Genomic DNA, 13,410 nt, shown 5'->3' with positions numbered 1-13,410 from the left:
AGGTCGACGTGAAGCCCGGCAACGCGATGCCGCTCTCCGGCATGCCGATCGGCACGATCGTGCACAACATCGAGATGAAGCCTGGCAAGGGCGGGCAGATGGCGCGCGCCGCCGGCGCCTACGCCCAGTTCGTCGGGCGCGGCGGCGGCTACGCCCAGCTGCGCCTCGGGTCGGGCGAGCTGCGTCTGGTTCGGCAGGAGTGCATGGCGTCGGTCGGCGCGGTCTCGAACCCCGACAACAGCAACCAGAACTTCGGCAAGGCCGGGCGCACGCGACATCAGGGCAAGCGGCCTTCGGTGCGCGGCGTCGTGATGAACCCGATCGACCACCCGCATGGCGGCGGCGAAGGCCGCACCTCGGGCGGTCGGCACCCGGTCACGCCCTGGGGCAAGGACACCAAGGGGACCAAGACGCGGTCCAACAAGTCCACCGACAAGTACATTCTCCGCTCGCGCCACGTGCGCAAAGGCAAAAAGTAAGGGGGGCCCGGGCACATGCCGCGTTCCGTCTGGAAGGGTCCTTTCGTCGATTCCTTCGTCCTGAAGAAGGCCGAGAAGGCGCACGCCTCGGGCCGCAACGACGTGATCAAGATCTGGTCGCGCCGGAGCACCATCCTGCCGCAGTTCGTCGGACTCACCTTCGGCGTCTACAACGGCCAGAAGCACATCCCGGTCGCCGTGACCGAGGACATGATCGGTCACAAGTTCGGCGAGTTCTCGCCGACCCGGACCTATTACGGCCACGCCGCCGACAAGAAGGCGAAGCGGAGGTAATCATGGGCCAGGACGCCAATCCCCGTCGCGCCGCCGACAACGAGGCGCTCGCGACCAGCAAGATGCTGAAGACGAGTCCGCAGAAGCTCAATCTGGTGGCTGCGCTGATCCGCAAGAAGCCGGTCGCCAAGGCGCTCGCCGATCTCGCCTTCAGCAAGAAGCGCGTCGCCATCGACGTGCGCAAGACGCTGCAGAGCGCGATCGCGAACGCCGAGAACAACCACAGCCTCGATGTGGACGATCTGATCGTGGCCGAGGCCTGGGTCGGCAAGAGCCTCGTGCTCAAGCGCGGCCAGCCTCGCGCGCGCGGGCGCTACGGCAAGATTCTGAAGCCGTTCAGCCAGATCACGATCAAGGTTCGCCAGGAGGAGCAGGTCTGATGGGTCACAAAGTCAATCCGATCGGACTGCGTCTGCAGGTCAACCGCACCTGGGACAGCCGCTGGTTCGCCGAAAGCAAGGATTACGCGCGCCTTCTGCACGAGGATCTGCGCATCCGCGAGTTCATCAAGAAGGAATGCGGTCAGGCCGGCATCAGCCGCGTCGTGATCGAACGGCCGCACCGCAAGTGCCGCGTGACGATCCACACGGCGCGTCCGGGCGTGATCATCGGCAAGAAGGGCGCCGACATCGAGAAGCTGCGCGCCAAGGTCGCCAAGCTCACCAAATCGGAACTGCATCTCAACATCGTCGAGATTCGCAAGCCCGAACTCGACGCGCAGCTGGTGGCCGAGAACATCGCCCAGCAGCTCGAGCGCCGCGTGGGCTTCCGCCGGGCGCTCAAGCGCGCGGTGCAGACCTCGATGAAGATGGGCGCGCAGGGCATCCGCATCAACGCGGCCGGCCGTCTCGGCGGGGCCGAGATCGCGCGGACCGAATGGTATCGCGAGGGCCGGGTGCCGCTGCACACGCTGCGCGCCGACATCGACTATGCGGTGGCCGAGGCGAAGACCGCCTACGGCATCTGCGGGATCAAGGTCTGGATCTTCAAGGGCGAGATCATGGAGCACGACCCGCAGGCGCGCGACCGCCGTCAGGAAGAGATGCAGCAGGGCGGCGGCGGCCGACCGGGCGGCGACCGCGATCGCGGCCCGCGCCCCAACCGCTGAGCGCGCTGAAGGAGAATCGCGATGCTTTCCCCGAAGCGGACCAAATTCCGAAAGCAGTTCAAGGGCCGGATCCATGGCGAAGCCAAGGGCGGCACGACGCTGAATTTCGGCGAGTACGGCCTGAAGGCGGTCGAGCCGGAGCGGATCACCGCCCGGCAGATCGAGGCGGCGCGCCGCGCCATGACGCGCCACATGAAGCGTCAGGGGCGCGTGTGGATCCGCATCTTCCCCGACGTGCCGGTGACCCAGAAGCCCACCGAAGTCCGCATGGGCAAGGGGAAGGGTTCTGTCGAATACTGGGCGGCGAAGGTGAAGCCTGGCCGCATCATGTTCGAGATTGACGGCGTGCCCCTGCCTGTGGCAGAGGAAGCGCTCAGGCTGGCGGCGATGAAGCTGCCGGTCAAGACCCGTTTCGTCCAGCGCGAGGACTGGTGAGCTGGGGGCTTCCCCGGCGCCGGTGCTCGCGTTTCGTTTCGCAGCTAGAGGAGACGTCGCGATGAAAGCGGCCGATCTGCGCGAGAAGACCCCGGACCAGCTGCGCGAGGATCTCGCGAAGCTGAAGAAGGAGTCGTTCAATCTGCGCTTCCAGCGGGCCACCGGTCAGCTGGAGAATACCGCGCGGTTCAAGGCCGTTCGCCGCGATGCGGCGCGTGTGCTGACCGTGCTCAACGAAAAGGCCGCGCAAGCGGCTGCGGAGTGATCTGATGCCCAAGCGCATTCTCCAGGGCAAGGTCGTGAGCGACAAGAACGACAAGACCGTGACGGTCCTCGTCGAACGCCGCTTCACCCACCCGGTGATGAAGAAGACCGTCCGGTCGAGCAAGAAGTACCGCGCGCATGACGAGGCCAACGCCTGCCAGATCGGCGACGTCGTCCGCATCCGCGAGTGCCGTCCGGTGTCGAAGAACAAGTGCTGGGAGGTCGTGACCGACGCTTCGCTCGAAGCGTAAGTCATTCCCCCGGCTCGTGAAACCCCGGGACTGGTTCCCGAAGGTCAGGAGCGATCCTCATGATCCAGATGCAGTCCAATCTGGACGTCGCCGACAATTCCGGCGCGCGGCGCGTCCAGTGCATCAAGGTGCTTGGCGGCGCCAAGCGCAAATACGCTTCGGTCGGCGACGTGATCGTGGTCTCCGTCAAGGAGGCCATCCCCCGCGGCCGCGTGAAGAAGGGCGACGTGCACAAGGCGGTGATCGTGCGCACGGCCAAGGAAGTGCGCCGCGAGGACGGCACCGCCATCCGCTTCGACCGCAACGCCGCCGTCATCCTGAACAAGCAGGGCGAGCCGGTCGGCACCCGCATCTTCGGGCCGGTCGTGCGCGAGCTGCGCGCCAAGAACTTCATGAAGATCATCAGCCTCGCGCCGGAGGTGCTGTGATGGCCGCCAAGCTCAAGAAGGGCGACAAGGTCGTCGTGCTGACGGGCCGCGACAAGGGCAAGCAGGGCGAGATCGCCAAAGTGATGCCCGCCGAAGGCCGCGCCGTGGTGACGGGCGTCAACACCGTGATCCGGCACACCCGCCAGAGCCAGCAGAGCCAGGGCGGCCGCATCCCCAAGGAAGCGCCGATCCAGCTGTCCAATCTCGCCATCGTCGATCCCAAGACCGGCGAGCCGACCCGCGTCGGCTTCAAGGTGGTGGACGGGCGCAAGGTGCGCTTCGCGAAGAAGTCCGGGGAGGTCCTCGATGCTTGACGAAACCACTTACGTCTCGCGCCTGCGCGTCCACTACAACGACGTCATCAAGCCGAAGCTGGTCGAGGAATTCGGCTACAAGAACGCTATGATGGCGCCGAAGCTGGAGAAGATCACGCTCAATATGGGCGTGGGCGAGGCCACCGGCGACAGCAAGAAGATCAAGGCCGCGCATGACGATCTGATGCGCATCGCCGGCCAGAAGCCGGTGATCACCAAGGCCAAGAACTCGATCGCGGGGTTCAAGTTGCGCGAGCAGATGCCCATCGGCGTGAAGGTGACGCTGCGCGGCGACCGGATGTTCGACTTTCTCGACCGTCTGGTGACGGTGGCGATGCCGCGCATCCGCGACTTCCGCGGCCTGAACCCCAAGAGCTTCGACGGGCGCGGCAATTTCGCGATGGGTCTCAAGGAGCACATCGTGTTCCCCGAGATCGAATACGACAAGATCGAACAGATGTGGGGCATGGACATCGTCTTCACGACGACGGCCAAGACCGACGCCGAGGCGCGGGCGCTGCTGAAGCATTTCAACCTGCCGTTCCGGGCCTGAGGCGGAGGAAGCATCATGGCGAAAGTGAGCATGATCGAGCGCGAAAAGAAGCGCGCCGCTCTGGTCGAGAAGTTCGCGGCCCGTCGGGCGCGGCTGAAGGAGATCGCGTCGGACACCGACCGTCCGATGGAGGAGCGGTTCAAGGCGCGGCTGAAGCTCGCGAAGATGCCGCGCAACGCCTCGCCGACGCGGCTGCACAACCGCTGCGAAGTGTCGGGCCGTCCCAAGGCGTTCTACCGCAAGCTGCGGATGAGCCGCATCGCGCTGCGCGATCTCGCCTCGATGGGCCAGATCCCCGGCATGGTCAAGTCGAGCTGGTGAGGGGGATCCGATGAGCATGAACGATCCGCTCGGCGACATGCTAACCCGCATCCGCAATGCGCAGATGCGCGGCAAGTCCGTCGTCCGCACGCCGGCTTCGACGCTGCGCCGCCGCGTGCTGGAGGTGCTGCAGTCCGAAGGCTACATCCGTGGCTTCGAGATGGCGGTCTCCGCCGACGGCAAGCCCGAGATCGAGATTTCGCTGAAATATCATGAGGGCCGCCCCGTGATCCGCGAGATCAAGCGGGTCTCCACGCCGGGCCGGCGCACCTATTCGGGGGTGAAGACCCTTCCGTCGGTGCGCAACGGGCTGGGCGTGGCGATCGTCTCGACGCCCCGCGGCGTGATGTCCGATGCGCGCGCGCGCGCCGACAATGTCGGCGGCGAAGTGCTCTGCACCGTGTTCTGAGGAGGGACCCATGTCGCGCATCGGAAAACTGCCGATCCCCGCGCCCAAGGGCGTCACCTGGTCGGTGTCGGGGCAGACCGTCGAGGCCAAAGGGCCGAAGGGCTCGCGCAAGTTCACCGCCACCGACGACGTGACCATCGCGCTCGACGGCGACGTGATCACCGTGCGTCCCCGCGGTGAGAGCAAGCGCGCCCGCCAGCAATGGGGCATGACGCGCACGCAGATCGCCAATCTGGCGAAGGGCGTCAGCGAGGGCTTCAAGAAAGAGCTTGAAATCGTCGGCGTCGGTTATCGCGCCGCGGTGCAGGGCAAGACGTTGAAGCTCGCGCTCGGCTACAGCCACGACGTCGACTACGCGATCCCGGAGGGGGTCGACATCGTCTGCGCGAAGCCGACCGAGATCGCGATCACCGGCGCCGACCAGCAGCTGGTCGGGCAGGTCGCGGCGGAAATCCGCGACTGGCGCCGGCCCGAGCCCTACAAGGGCAAAGGCGTGAAGTACAAGGGCGAGTTCATCTTCCGCAAGGAAGGCAAGAAGAAGTAAGGGGCGCACCATGGCGAACAGCAAGCTCAAGCTCTTCGAGCGCCGCCGCATGCGCGTGCGCTCCAAACTCCGCAAATCCGCGAACGGCAAGCCGCGCCTGTCGGTGCACCGCTCGTCCAAGAACATCTATGTTCAGCTGATCGACGACATGAACGGCCGCACGCTGGCCGCCGCGTCGTCGCTCGAGCCGGCGCTCGGCGTGGTCGGCAAGAACAACCTCGAAGCGGCGGCGGTCGTGGGCAAGGCGATCGCCGAGCGCGCGAAGGCGGCCGGCGTTGAGACTGCGTATTTCGACCGCGGCGGCTTCATCTTCCACGGGAAGATCAAGGCGCTCGCCGACGCCGCCCGCGAGGGCGGCCTGAACTTCTGAGGGGGCCGAGATGGCGAGAGAAGACGACCGCCGCGGCGGCCAGGGCGGCCGCGACCGGGGCGACCGGCGCGACCGTCGCGAACGCGAGGAGCCTGAGTTTCAGGACCGCCTCGTCGCGATCAACCGCGTCTCCAAGACGGTGAAGGGCGGCAAGCGCTTCGGCTTCGCGGCGCTCGTCGTCGTGGGCGACCAGAAGGGCCGCGTCGGCTACGGCTCGGGCAAGGCCCGCGAAGTGCCCGAGGCGATCCGCAAGGCGACCGAGGAGGCCAAGCGCGCGATGATCCGCGTTCCCCTGCGCGAGGGGCGCACGCTGCATCACGACATCGAGGGCCGCCACGGCGCGGGCAAGGTGGTGATGCGCACGGCGCCGGCCGGCACCGGCATCATCGCGGGCGGCCCGATGCGCGCCGTCTTCGAGATGCTCGGCGTGCAGGACGTGGTCGCCAAGTCGATCGGCACGCAGAACCCCTACAACATGGTGCGCGCGACCTTCTCCGGCCTTGGCCGCGAGACCAGCCCGCGCCAGGTCGCATCGCGTCGCGGCAAGAAGGTCTCCGACATCCTGCCGCGCCGCGACGAAGCGCCGATGGACGTCGAGTCCGAAGCGGCGATGGCCGAGTGAGGAGCGCGAGCATGGCCAAGACCATCGTCGTCCAGCAGATCGGCAGCCCGATCCGCCGCCCCGCCAAGCAGCGCCAGACGCTGATCGGGCTCGGGCTGAACAAGATGCACCGCACGCGCGAGCTCGAAGACACGCCCGCCGTGCGCGGCATGGTGAACTCGATCCCGCATCTCGCGAAGATCGTCGAGGAGCGCGGCTGACGCCGCGCCCTGCGCTCCGGTCGGCCTGATCGGAGCTTGCGCGGACCCTCTCGCAGGGCCGCTTGTCGTGGGCGAGGGGCCGTGACGCCGCCCCCGCATCCGACCAGAGGAGACAGCGTCATGAAACTGCACGAACTGCGCGACAATCCCGGCGCGACCAAGACCAAGAAGCGCGTCGGCCGCGGCCCCGGCTCCGGCAAGGGCAAGACCGCCGGGCGCGGCATCAAGGGCCAGACCTCGCGGTCGGGCGTCGCGATCAAGGGTTATGAGGGCGGCCAGATGCCGCTGCATCGGCGTTTGCCGAAGCGCGGCTTCAACAGCATCGACCCCAAGAGCTTCGCCGTGATCAACCTCGTCACGCTGACGCGCGCGCTGGAACGCGGCGCGATCGACGCGACGGGCGTGATCGACGAGGACCGGCTGCTGGCTGCGGGCGTGATCCGGCGCAAGCTCGACGGCGTGCGGCTGCTGGCCAAGGGCGAGCTGTCGACGGCGCTGACCCTCGAAGTCGCCGGCGCGTCGGCTGCGGCGATCGCTGCGGTTGAAAAGGCGGGCGGCAAGGTCGAAGTCATCGACGTGATCGCCAAGCGCCGCGCCGCAGCCCGCGCCGCGCGCGAGGCGGCGCAGGCGTAAGTCAGGCTGACGGCCCCCGCGCGGGGCGGAAAGGAAGACCATGGCGTCCGCAGCCGAGCAACTCGCCGCCAATCTCAGCTGGAGCTCCTTCGGCAAGGCCAAGGAGCTCCAGAGCCGCATCCTCTTCACGCTGGGTCTGCTGATCGTCTACCGGCTCGGCACCTACATCCCGATGCCGGGGATCGACCCCGACCAGCTCGCGCGCTTCATCCAGCAGACGCAGGGCGGAATTCTCGGCGTATTCAACATGTTCGCCGGCGGCGCGGTGGGCCGCATGGCGATCTTCGCGCTGGGCATCATGCCCTACATCTCCGCCTCCATCATCATGCAGCTGATGACCTCGATGGTGCCGCATCTCGAGCAGCTGAAGAAGGAAGGCGAGCAGGGCCGCAAGCGCATCAACCAGTACACGCGCTACGGCACGGTGCTGCTGGCGACTTTCCAGGCCTATGGGATCGCGGTGGGGCTCGAAGGGCAGGGGCTCGCGCTCGAGCCCGGCTGGTTCTTCCGCGCTTCGGCGGTGATCACGCTGGTCGGCGGCACGATGTTCCTGATGTGGCTCGGCGAGCAGATCACGGCGCGGGGCGTGGGCAACGGCATCTCGTTGATCATCTATGTCGGCATCGTTGCGGAGCTTCCGGCGGCGATGGCGCAGTTCTTCGAACTCGGGCGCACCGGGCAGCTCGCGGCGGCGGTGATCGTGGCCGTGCTGATCGGCGCGATCGCGGTGATCGCGGGCGTGGTGTTCATCGAGCGCGCGCAGCGAAAGATCCTGATCCAGTATCCCAAACGGCAGGTTGGGCAGAAGATGTATGGCGGCGACAGCAGCCATCTGCCGCTGAAGGTGAACACCGCGGGCGTGATCCCGCCGATCTTCGCCTCCTCGCTGCTGCTGCTGCCGACCACCATCGCGGGCTTCTCCGCCGATGGCGGCGGCGCGATCCTCGGGACGATCTCGGCGCTGCTGGGCCGCGGCCAGCCGCTGTTCCTGCTGGTGTTCGTGGCGCTGATCGTGTTCTTCGCCTTCTTCTACACGGCGGTCGTGTTCAACCCGGACGACGTGGCGGAGAACCTCAAGAAGCAGGGCGGCTTCGTGCCGGGCATCCGGCCCGGCAAGCGGACGGCGGAGTATCTCGACTACGTCCTGACGCGGCTGACCGTGGTCGGAGCAGCATATCTGGCGCTGATCTGCGTGCTGCCGGAAATATTGATCGCGGAGCTCAACGTCCCGTTCTATTTCGGCGGCACGTCGCTGCTGATCGTCGTCTCGGTCACGATGGACTTCATCACTCAGGTCCAAAGCCATCTGCTCGCGCATCAGTATGGCGATCTGATCGAGAAATCCAAACTGCGCGGTCGGGGGAGGCGTCGGTGAACATCATTCTTCTGGGGCCGCCGGGGGCGGGCAAGGGCACGCAGGCGCGCATCCTGATGGAGCGGCGCGGGTTGGTGCAGCTGTCCACCGGCGACATGCTGCGCGCCGCGGTGACGGCGGGCACCGATGTCGGGCGCAAGGCGGAGGCGGTGATGAAGGCCGGCGGCCTCGTCTCGGACGACATCGTGATCGGCGTCGTCGGCGACCGCCTCGACGCGCCGGACGTGAAGGCGGGCGTGATCTTCGACGGCTTCCCGCGCACCACGCCGCAGGCTGAGGCGCTCGACGGGCTGCTCGCCGAGAAGGGCATGACGCTCGACGCCGTCGTCAACATGGTGGTGGACGACGCGGCGATGGTCGGGCGCATCTCGGGCCGCTACACCTGCGCCAATTGCGGCGAGGGGTATCACGACGTCGACAAGGCCCCTGCCGTCGCCGGCGTCTGCGACAAGTGCGGGTCGACCGAGTTCAAGCGCCGCAAGGACGACAACGCCGAGACAGTTGCGGCGCGCCTGAAGGAATATCACGCCGAAACGGCCCCGCTGATCGCCTATTACAAGGCCACGGGCAAGCTGCGCGACGTCGACGGCATGGCCGAGATCGGCGAGGTGACGCGGCAGGTCGAGGCGGCGCTCGGTTGAGGCGCGATCTCGGCGCGGCGGCGTCTTGACGCGGGTGGACCCGCGCCTATAGTGCGCGCTCCCTCGGGAGCGAGTCGGCGCCGGCGCGGCGCTGCGGAGTGGAGCGCTGCGGCCCAGCGGCACGGCGCGACGAAATGGAATGCGCCCCGAGGGTGGGGCCCGAGACGGACGGAGAATGACAGTGGCGCGCATTGCGGGCGTGAACATTCCGACGAGCAAGCAGGTTCAGGTGGCCCTGACCTATATCCACGGCATCGGCCCTTCGGTCGCGCGCGAGATCTGCGCGTCGACCGGGGTGGAGGGATCGCGCCGCGTCAACGAACTCAGCGACGCCGACGTGCTGCGCATCCGCGAGCACATCGACGCCAATCTGACAGTCGAGGGCGATCTGCGCCGCGAAGTGGCGGTCAACATCAAGCGGCTGATGGATCTGGGCTGCTATCGCGGCCTGCGTCATCGTCGCGGTCTTCCGGTGCGCGGTCAGCGCACCCACACCAACGCCCGCACGCGCAAAGGGCCCGCGAAGCCCATCGCCGGCAAGAAGAAGTAAGGGGACAGGACGATGGCGCGCGAGAAGGTCCGCACCAAGAAGAAAGAGCGCAAGAACATCACCGCCGGCGTGGCGCATGTGAATTCGTCGTTCAACAACACGATGATCACCATCACCGACGCGCAGGGCAATGCGATCAGCTGGTCTTCGGCCGGCGCGCTCGGCTTCAAGGGCAGCCGCAAGTCGACGCCCTACGCCGCACAGGTCGCCGCCGAGGACGCCGGCAAGAAGGCGCAGGAGCACGGCGTGCGCACGCTCGAAGTGCTGGTGCAGGGGCCGGGCGGCGGGCGCGAATCCGCGCTGCGCGCGCTCCAGGCGACCGGCTTCACCATCACCCAGATCAAGGACGTGACGCCGATTGCGCATAACGGGTGCCGCCCGCCGAAGCGCCGCCGCGTCTGACGAACGACCCACCGCGTCGTCGACGGGCCCGCTCGGCCAGAGCGGGCCTTTGTCGTGACGCATCCTCGGGAAGCGCCCGGCCCCGGATCGGCACGGCGCGCGCGCATGGAGGAGAGCAGAATGATCCACAAGAACTGGGCCACCCTGATCAAGCCGCAAGGCCTTGACGTCGCCCTGGGGGCGGACCCGCGCCGCAAGGCGACGGCGGTCGCGGAGCCGCTCGAGCGGGGCTTCGGCCTCACGCTCGGCAACGCGCTGCGCCGCGTGCTGTTGAGCTCGCTTCAGGGCGCCGCGGTGACGTCGATCCAGATCGACGGCGTGCTGCACGAATTCTCCTCGGTGCCGGGCGTGCGCGAGGACGTGACCGACATCGTCCTCAACATCAAGGGCGTCGCGCTCAAGATGGAGGTCGACGGCCCCAAGCGCCTCACTCTGCGCGGCAAGGGCCCCAAGGTCCTCACCGCCGGCGACATCGTCGAGACCAACGGCATCGAAGTCCTCAACCCCGACCACGTCATCTGCCATCTCGACGCCGAGGGCTCGGTGCACATGGAGCTGACGGTCGACATCGGGAAGGGCTACGTCTCGGCGGACAAGAACCGCCCGGAGGACGCGCCGATCGGGCTGATCCCCGTGGACAGCCTGTTCTCGCCGGTCAAGAAGGTCAGCTACAAGGTCGAGCCGACCCGCGAGGGCCAGGTGCTCGACTACGACAAGCTGACCATGACGGTCGAGACCAACGGCGCGCTGACGCCCGAGGACGCGCTGGCCTATGCGGCGCGAATCCTGCAGGATCAGCTCCAGACCTTCATCAATTTCGAGGAGCCGCAGGAGGCGGGCCGCGCCGACAGCGCCGAGGATCTCGAATTCAACCCGGTGCTGCTCAAGAAGGTGGACGAGCTGGAGCTTTCGGTGCGCTCCGCCAACTGCCTCAAGAACGACAACATCGTCTATATCGGCGACCTGATCCAGAAGACCGAAGCCGAGATGCTGCGCACGCCGAATTTCGGGCGCAAGTCCCTCAACGAGATCAAGGAAGTGCTGACGGCGATGGGGCTGCATCTGGGCATGGACGTGCCCGACTGGCCGCCCGAGAACATCGACGATCTCGCCAAGAAGTTCGAGGACAGTTTCTAACGTTGCAGGGGGCGGCGCGCCGCCCCCCTGACCGCCCGGGCATCCCGCCCCAAGGAGGCCGCGCCCACGTGAAGGCCGGCCGGACAAAGCAAAATCAAGGAGTCCTCCCATGCGTCACGGTTCGGGGCATCGCAAGCTCAACCGCACTCACACCCACCGTCAGGCGATGCTCGCCAACATGGCGTGCAGCCTGATCGAGCACGAGCAGATCAAGACGACGCTGCCCAAGGCGAAGGAGTTGCGTCCCTATGTCGAGAAGCTGATCACGCTCGGCAAGCGCGGCGATCTGCATGCGCGCCGGCTGTGCCTTGCGCAGATCAAGCAGGAGCCGGCGGTGCGCAAGCTCTTCGACACGCTCGGGCCGCGCTACGCCGAGCGCCCTGGCGGCTACAGCCGCGTGCTGAAGGCTGGCTTCCGCTATGGCGACATGGCGCCGATGGCGTTCGTCGAACTGGTCGACCGCGATCCTTCGGCCAAGGGCGCCGGCGACCGCGCCCGCGTCGCCGCCGAAGAGGCCGCTGCCGACGAATGACGCTGGGCGGAGGCGGTCTGACGGGCCGCCTCGCCCCGCCCCCGAACCCAGGCTGCGCGCGGCGTCGGCGGCGCGCGGTATTTTTCCGCGCAGTCTCTGTCTCGAACTCGCCAAAAAATATGCAGACCACCGCTTCGCCGACGCGACGCTGCGACTTTTCGCATTTGCAGGTCGCGTTGCGAAACTGGTCGGAGTGAGAGGATTCGAACCTCCGGCCCCTGCCTCCCGAAGACAGTGCTCTACCAGGCTGAGCTACACTCCGAACCGTGAGCGGGTCTATAGCCGGGGCGCGGGCGCTGCGCAAGCGGGGCGGCGCGGCCTTGTCGCGCGCGGCGCGTCTCGCAGCGGTTTCCCGCGATTTCCCGTATTTTCCGCTCGACTATGGGTTTGAACGACCGGCCATAGCGGCTATCTACCGCACCAGATTGAAAAGGGCGGGAGATGATCGATGCTCGACATGCAGAACCGGCGGGACGCGCCCGGCATGGGACGCCTGACCTATGCCCCCGCCGATCATCCGCCTGTCGCGCCCGCGAAGATCGGCGTGCTGCTGGTCAATCTCGGCACGCCCGACGCCACCGACTACTGGTCGATGCGCCGCTATCTCGGCGAATTCCTCTCCGACAAGCGCGTGATCGACTACCCGTCCTGGCTCTGGCAGCCGCTCTTGCAGCTCATCATCCTGTCCAAGCGCCCCTTCTCCTCGGGCGAGGCCTATCGCGGCATCTGGAACGAGGAGCTGAACGAGAGCCCGCTGCTCACCATCACCCGCAATCAGACGGAAAGCGTGCGCACCGAACTCGCGAAGCTCTATGGCGATCAGGTGCTGGTCGATTTCTGCATGCGCTACGGCAACCCTTCGACCGACGCCGCGATCCGCCGGCTCAAGGACGAGGGCTGCGAGCGGATCGTCTTCTTCCCGCTCTACCCGCAATATTCGGCGCCGACCACGGCGACGGCCAACGACCACGCCTTCCGCACGCTGATGAAGATGAACTGGCAGCCGGCGATCCGCACGGTGCCGCATTACGCCGACCACCCGCTCTACATCGAGGCGCTCGCCCGGTCGGTCGAGAAGGCCTACGCCAAGCTCGACCATCGGCCCGACGCGCTGGTGACCTCCTATCACGGCCTGCCTATGCGCTACCTCAAGGAGGGCGATCCCTATCACTGCCTTTGCGCCAAGACCTCGCGGCTGATGCGCGAGCGGCTCGGCTTCGCCAAGGAGGAGGTGGTGCTGACCTTCCAGAGCCGCTTCGGCCCGGAGGAATGGCTCCAGCCTTACACAGTCGAGGAAGTTGCGCGCCTCGCCGAGGTCGGCAAGAAGAACATCGCGATCATGGCGCCCGCCTTCTCCGCCGACTGCGTCGAGACGCTCGAAGAGATCAACGAGGAGATCAAGGAGAGCTTCGAGGAGGCCGGCGGCGAGAGCTTCACCTACATCCCCTGTCTCAACGACGATCCCGCCCATATCGAGATGATGGTCGCCATCCTGCGCACCGAGATGGCCGGCTGGGTCCCGGCCTGAGCGCCGTTTTCGCCGACGCC

The 13,410-nt window shown here is 67.0% G+C and carries 24 protein-coding genes and 1 tRNA gene; 24 read left to right on the top strand and 1 reads right to left on the bottom strand.

Annotated features, from left to right (window positions below):
• The 23 genes from rplB to rplQ all read left to right on the top strand — a co-directional run.
• A partial coding sequence (rplB, locus tag V7Q31_RS03205; protein WP_333832226.1) for a 50S ribosomal protein L2 occupies positions 1 to 479 on the top strand: 479 nt, incomplete at its 5' end.
• 15 nt (positions 480 to 494) lie between these two features.
• Positions 495 to 773, top strand: coding sequence for a 30S ribosomal protein S19 (gene rpsS / locus V7Q31_RS03200; RefSeq protein ID WP_333832225.1), 279 nt, complete (start codon positions 495 to 497; stop codon positions 771 to 773).
• A gap of 2 nt (positions 774 to 775) precedes the next feature.
• Positions 776 to 1,153, top strand: a complete 378-nt coding sequence (rplV, locus tag V7Q31_RS03195; RefSeq protein ID WP_333832224.1) for a 50S ribosomal protein L22 — start codon at positions 776 to 778, stop codon at positions 1,151 to 1,153.
• Positions 1,153 to 1,881, top strand: a complete 729-nt coding sequence (gene rpsC / locus V7Q31_RS03190; protein WP_333832223.1) for a 30S ribosomal protein S3 — start codon at positions 1,153 to 1,155, stop codon at positions 1,879 to 1,881. The genes rplV and rpsC overlap by 1 nt, the downstream gene beginning before the upstream one ends.
• A gap of 21 nt (positions 1,882 to 1,902) precedes the next feature.
• On the top strand, positions 1,903 to 2,316 hold the full coding sequence (gene rplP, locus V7Q31_RS03185; RefSeq protein ID WP_333832222.1) for a 50S ribosomal protein L16: 414 nt from the start codon (positions 1,903 to 1,905) through the stop codon (positions 2,314 to 2,316).
• A 61-nt stretch (positions 2,317 to 2,377) separates the two neighbouring features.
• Complete coding sequence (rpmC, locus tag V7Q31_RS03180; protein WP_333832221.1) at positions 2,378 to 2,581, top strand: 50S ribosomal protein L29; 204 nt, start codon at positions 2,378 to 2,380, stop codon at positions 2,579 to 2,581.
• Between the two features lie 4 nt (positions 2,582 to 2,585).
• Entirely contained in the window at positions 2,586 to 2,831 is a 246-nt protein-coding gene (gene rpsQ, locus V7Q31_RS03175; protein ID WP_333832220.1) for a 30S ribosomal protein S17, read from the top strand.
• 59 nt (positions 2,832 to 2,890) lie between these two features.
• Positions 2,891 to 3,259 carry a 50S ribosomal protein L14 gene (gene rplN, locus V7Q31_RS03170; RefSeq protein ID WP_333832219.1) on the top strand — a complete coding sequence of 123 codons (369 nt, stop codon included), beginning with the start codon at positions 2,891 to 2,893 and terminating at the stop codon, positions 3,257 to 3,259.
• Entirely contained in the window at positions 3,259 to 3,573 is a 315-nt protein-coding gene (gene rplX, locus V7Q31_RS03165) for a 50S ribosomal protein L24 (RefSeq protein ID WP_333832218.1), read from the top strand. Before rplN ends, rplX begins: the two co-directional genes overlap by 1 nt.
• Positions 3,566 to 4,126: a 50S ribosomal protein L5 gene (gene rplE, locus V7Q31_RS03160; protein WP_333832217.1), complete on the top strand. Its 561-nt coding sequence runs from the start codon at positions 3,566 to 3,568 to the stop codon at positions 4,124 to 4,126. The genes rplX and rplE overlap by 8 nt, the downstream gene beginning before the upstream one ends.
• A 15-nt stretch (positions 4,127 to 4,141) precedes the next feature.
• Complete coding sequence (rpsN, locus tag V7Q31_RS03155) at positions 4,142 to 4,447, top strand: 30S ribosomal protein S14 (protein ID WP_333832216.1); 306 nt, start codon at positions 4,142 to 4,144, stop codon at positions 4,445 to 4,447.
• Positions 4,448 to 4,457: 10 nt separating this feature from the next.
• On the top strand, positions 4,458 to 4,856 hold the full coding sequence (gene rpsH / locus V7Q31_RS03150) for a 30S ribosomal protein S8 (protein WP_333832215.1): 399 nt from the start codon (positions 4,458 to 4,460) through the stop codon (positions 4,854 to 4,856).
• Positions 4,857 to 4,866: 10 nt separating this feature from the next.
• Positions 4,867 to 5,400: a 50S ribosomal protein L6 gene (gene rplF, locus V7Q31_RS03145; protein WP_333832214.1), complete on the top strand. Its 534-nt coding sequence runs from the start codon at positions 4,867 to 4,869 to the stop codon at positions 5,398 to 5,400.
• A gap of 10 nt (positions 5,401 to 5,410) precedes the next feature.
• Positions 5,411 to 5,770, top strand: a complete 360-nt coding sequence (gene rplR, locus V7Q31_RS03140; protein ID WP_333832213.1) for a 50S ribosomal protein L18 — start codon at positions 5,411 to 5,413, stop codon at positions 5,768 to 5,770.
• A gap of 10 nt (positions 5,771 to 5,780) precedes the next feature.
• A complete protein-coding gene (rpsE, locus tag V7Q31_RS03135) occupies positions 5,781 to 6,392 on the top strand; it encodes a 30S ribosomal protein S5 (RefSeq protein ID WP_333832212.1) in 612 nt (203 codons plus the stop codon).
• An 11-nt stretch (positions 6,393 to 6,403) separates the two neighbouring features.
• Positions 6,404 to 6,592 (top strand): 50S ribosomal protein L30, encoded by a 189-nt coding sequence (rpmD, locus tag V7Q31_RS03130; protein ID WP_333832211.1) that lies wholly within the window; start codon positions 6,404 to 6,406, stop codon positions 6,590 to 6,592.
• Between the two features lie 120 nt (positions 6,593 to 6,712).
• Complete coding sequence (gene rplO, locus V7Q31_RS03125; protein WP_333832210.1) at positions 6,713 to 7,225, top strand: 50S ribosomal protein L15; 513 nt, start codon at positions 6,713 to 6,715, stop codon at positions 7,223 to 7,225.
• Positions 7,226 to 7,265: 40 nt separating this feature from the next.
• Positions 7,266 to 8,600 carry a preprotein translocase subunit SecY gene (secY, locus tag V7Q31_RS03120; RefSeq protein ID WP_333832209.1) on the top strand — a complete coding sequence of 445 codons (1,335 nt, stop codon included), beginning with the start codon at positions 7,266 to 7,268 and terminating at the stop codon, positions 8,598 to 8,600.
• A complete protein-coding gene (locus V7Q31_RS03115; protein WP_333832208.1) occupies positions 8,597 to 9,241 on the top strand; it encodes an adenylate kinase in 645 nt (214 codons plus the stop codon). The genes secY and V7Q31_RS03115 overlap by 4 nt, the downstream gene beginning before the upstream one ends.
• A 181-nt stretch (positions 9,242 to 9,422) precedes the next feature.
• Positions 9,423 to 9,791 carry a 30S ribosomal protein S13 gene (rpsM, locus tag V7Q31_RS03110; RefSeq protein WP_333832207.1) on the top strand — a complete coding sequence of 123 codons (369 nt, stop codon included), beginning with the start codon at positions 9,423 to 9,425 and terminating at the stop codon, positions 9,789 to 9,791.
• Between the two features lie 12 nt (positions 9,792 to 9,803).
• Positions 9,804 to 10,193 carry a 30S ribosomal protein S11 gene (gene rpsK, locus V7Q31_RS03105; RefSeq protein WP_333832206.1) on the top strand — a complete coding sequence of 130 codons (390 nt, stop codon included), beginning with the start codon at positions 9,804 to 9,806 and terminating at the stop codon, positions 10,191 to 10,193.
• A gap of 120 nt (positions 10,194 to 10,313) precedes the next feature.
• Complete coding sequence (locus V7Q31_RS03100; RefSeq protein ID WP_333832205.1) at positions 10,314 to 11,330, top strand: DNA-directed RNA polymerase subunit alpha; 1,017 nt, start codon at positions 10,314 to 10,316, stop codon at positions 11,328 to 11,330.
• A gap of 109 nt (positions 11,331 to 11,439) precedes the next feature.
• Positions 11,440 to 11,862: a 50S ribosomal protein L17 gene (gene rplQ, locus V7Q31_RS03095; RefSeq protein WP_333832204.1), complete on the top strand. Its 423-nt coding sequence runs from the start codon at positions 11,440 to 11,442 to the stop codon at positions 11,860 to 11,862.
• A 185-nt stretch (positions 11,863 to 12,047) separates the two neighbouring features.
• On the opposite strand, the gene V7Q31_RS03090 is transcribed toward rplQ, so the two are convergent.
• Positions 12,048 to 12,124 (bottom strand) — tRNA-Pro (locus V7Q31_RS03090).
• Positions 12,125 to 12,310: 186 nt separating this feature from the next.
• Here V7Q31_RS03090 and hemH point away from each other — a divergent pair.
• A complete protein-coding gene (hemH, locus tag V7Q31_RS03085; RefSeq protein WP_333832203.1) occupies positions 12,311 to 13,390 on the top strand; it encodes a ferrochelatase in 1,080 nt (359 codons plus the stop codon).
• Positions 13,391 to 13,410: the final 20 nt, after the last annotated feature.

This window comes from Rubrimonas sp., assembly GCF_036788415.1.
GTDB lineage: Bacteria > Pseudomonadota > Alphaproteobacteria > Rhodobacterales > Rhodobacteraceae > Rubrimonas.
Note: the sequence above shows the minus strand (reverse complement) of the source record. Positions and strands in the feature narration are given on the sequence as shown.

Coding starts and splice junctions, on each gene's coding strand:
- rplP (WP_333832222.1), top strand. CDS start 1,903: ATGCTTTCCCCGAAGCGGACCAAATTCCGAAAGCAGTTCAAGGGCCGG.
- rpmC (WP_333832221.1), top strand. CDS start 2,378: ATGAAAGCGGCCGATCTGCGCGAGAAGACCCCGGACCAGCTGCGCGAG.
- hemH (WP_333832203.1), top strand. CDS start 12,311: ATGCTCGACATGCAGAACCGGCGGGACGCGCCCGGCATGGGACGCCTG.
- rplE (WP_333832217.1), top strand. CDS start 3,566: ATGCTTGACGAAACCACTTACGTCTCGCGCCTGCGCGTCCACTACAAC.
- rpsK (WP_333832206.1), top strand. CDS start 9,804: ATGGCGCGCGAGAAGGTCCGCACCAAGAAGAAAGAGCGCAAGAACATC.
- rplX (WP_333832218.1), top strand. CDS start 3,259: ATGGCCGCCAAGCTCAAGAAGGGCGACAAGGTCGTCGTGCTGACGGGC.
- secY (WP_333832209.1), top strand. CDS start 7,266: ATGGCGTCCGCAGCCGAGCAACTCGCCGCCAATCTCAGCTGGAGCTCC.
- rplO (WP_333832210.1), top strand. CDS start 6,713: ATGAAACTGCACGAACTGCGCGACAATCCCGGCGCGACCAAGACCAAG.
- rplN (WP_333832219.1), top strand. CDS start 2,891: ATGATCCAGATGCAGTCCAATCTGGACGTCGCCGACAATTCCGGCGCG.
- rpsE (WP_333832212.1), top strand. CDS start 5,781: ATGGCGAGAGAAGACGACCGCCGCGGCGGCCAGGGCGGCCGCGACCGG.
- rplV (WP_333832224.1), top strand. CDS start 776: ATGGGCCAGGACGCCAATCCCCGTCGCGCCGCCGACAACGAGGCGCTC.
- rpsQ (WP_333832220.1), top strand. CDS start 2,586: ATGCCCAAGCGCATTCTCCAGGGCAAGGTCGTGAGCGACAAGAACGAC.
- rplF (WP_333832214.1), top strand. CDS start 4,867: ATGTCGCGCATCGGAAAACTGCCGATCCCCGCGCCCAAGGGCGTCACC.
- V7Q31_RS03100 (WP_333832205.1), top strand. CDS start 10,314: ATGATCCACAAGAACTGGGCCACCCTGATCAAGCCGCAAGGCCTTGAC.
- rplQ (WP_333832204.1), top strand. CDS start 11,440: ATGCGTCACGGTTCGGGGCATCGCAAGCTCAACCGCACTCACACCCAC.
- rpmD (WP_333832211.1), top strand. CDS start 6,404: ATGGCCAAGACCATCGTCGTCCAGCAGATCGGCAGCCCGATCCGCCGC.
- rpsC (WP_333832223.1), top strand. CDS start 1,153: ATGGGTCACAAAGTCAATCCGATCGGACTGCGTCTGCAGGTCAACCGC.
- rpsH (WP_333832215.1), top strand. CDS start 4,458: ATGAGCATGAACGATCCGCTCGGCGACATGCTAACCCGCATCCGCAAT.
- rpsS (WP_333832225.1), top strand. CDS start 495: ATGCCGCGTTCCGTCTGGAAGGGTCCTTTCGTCGATTCCTTCGTCCTG.
- rplR (WP_333832213.1), top strand. CDS start 5,411: ATGGCGAACAGCAAGCTCAAGCTCTTCGAGCGCCGCCGCATGCGCGTG.
- rpsN (WP_333832216.1), top strand. CDS start 4,142: ATGGCGAAAGTGAGCATGATCGAGCGCGAAAAGAAGCGCGCCGCTCTG.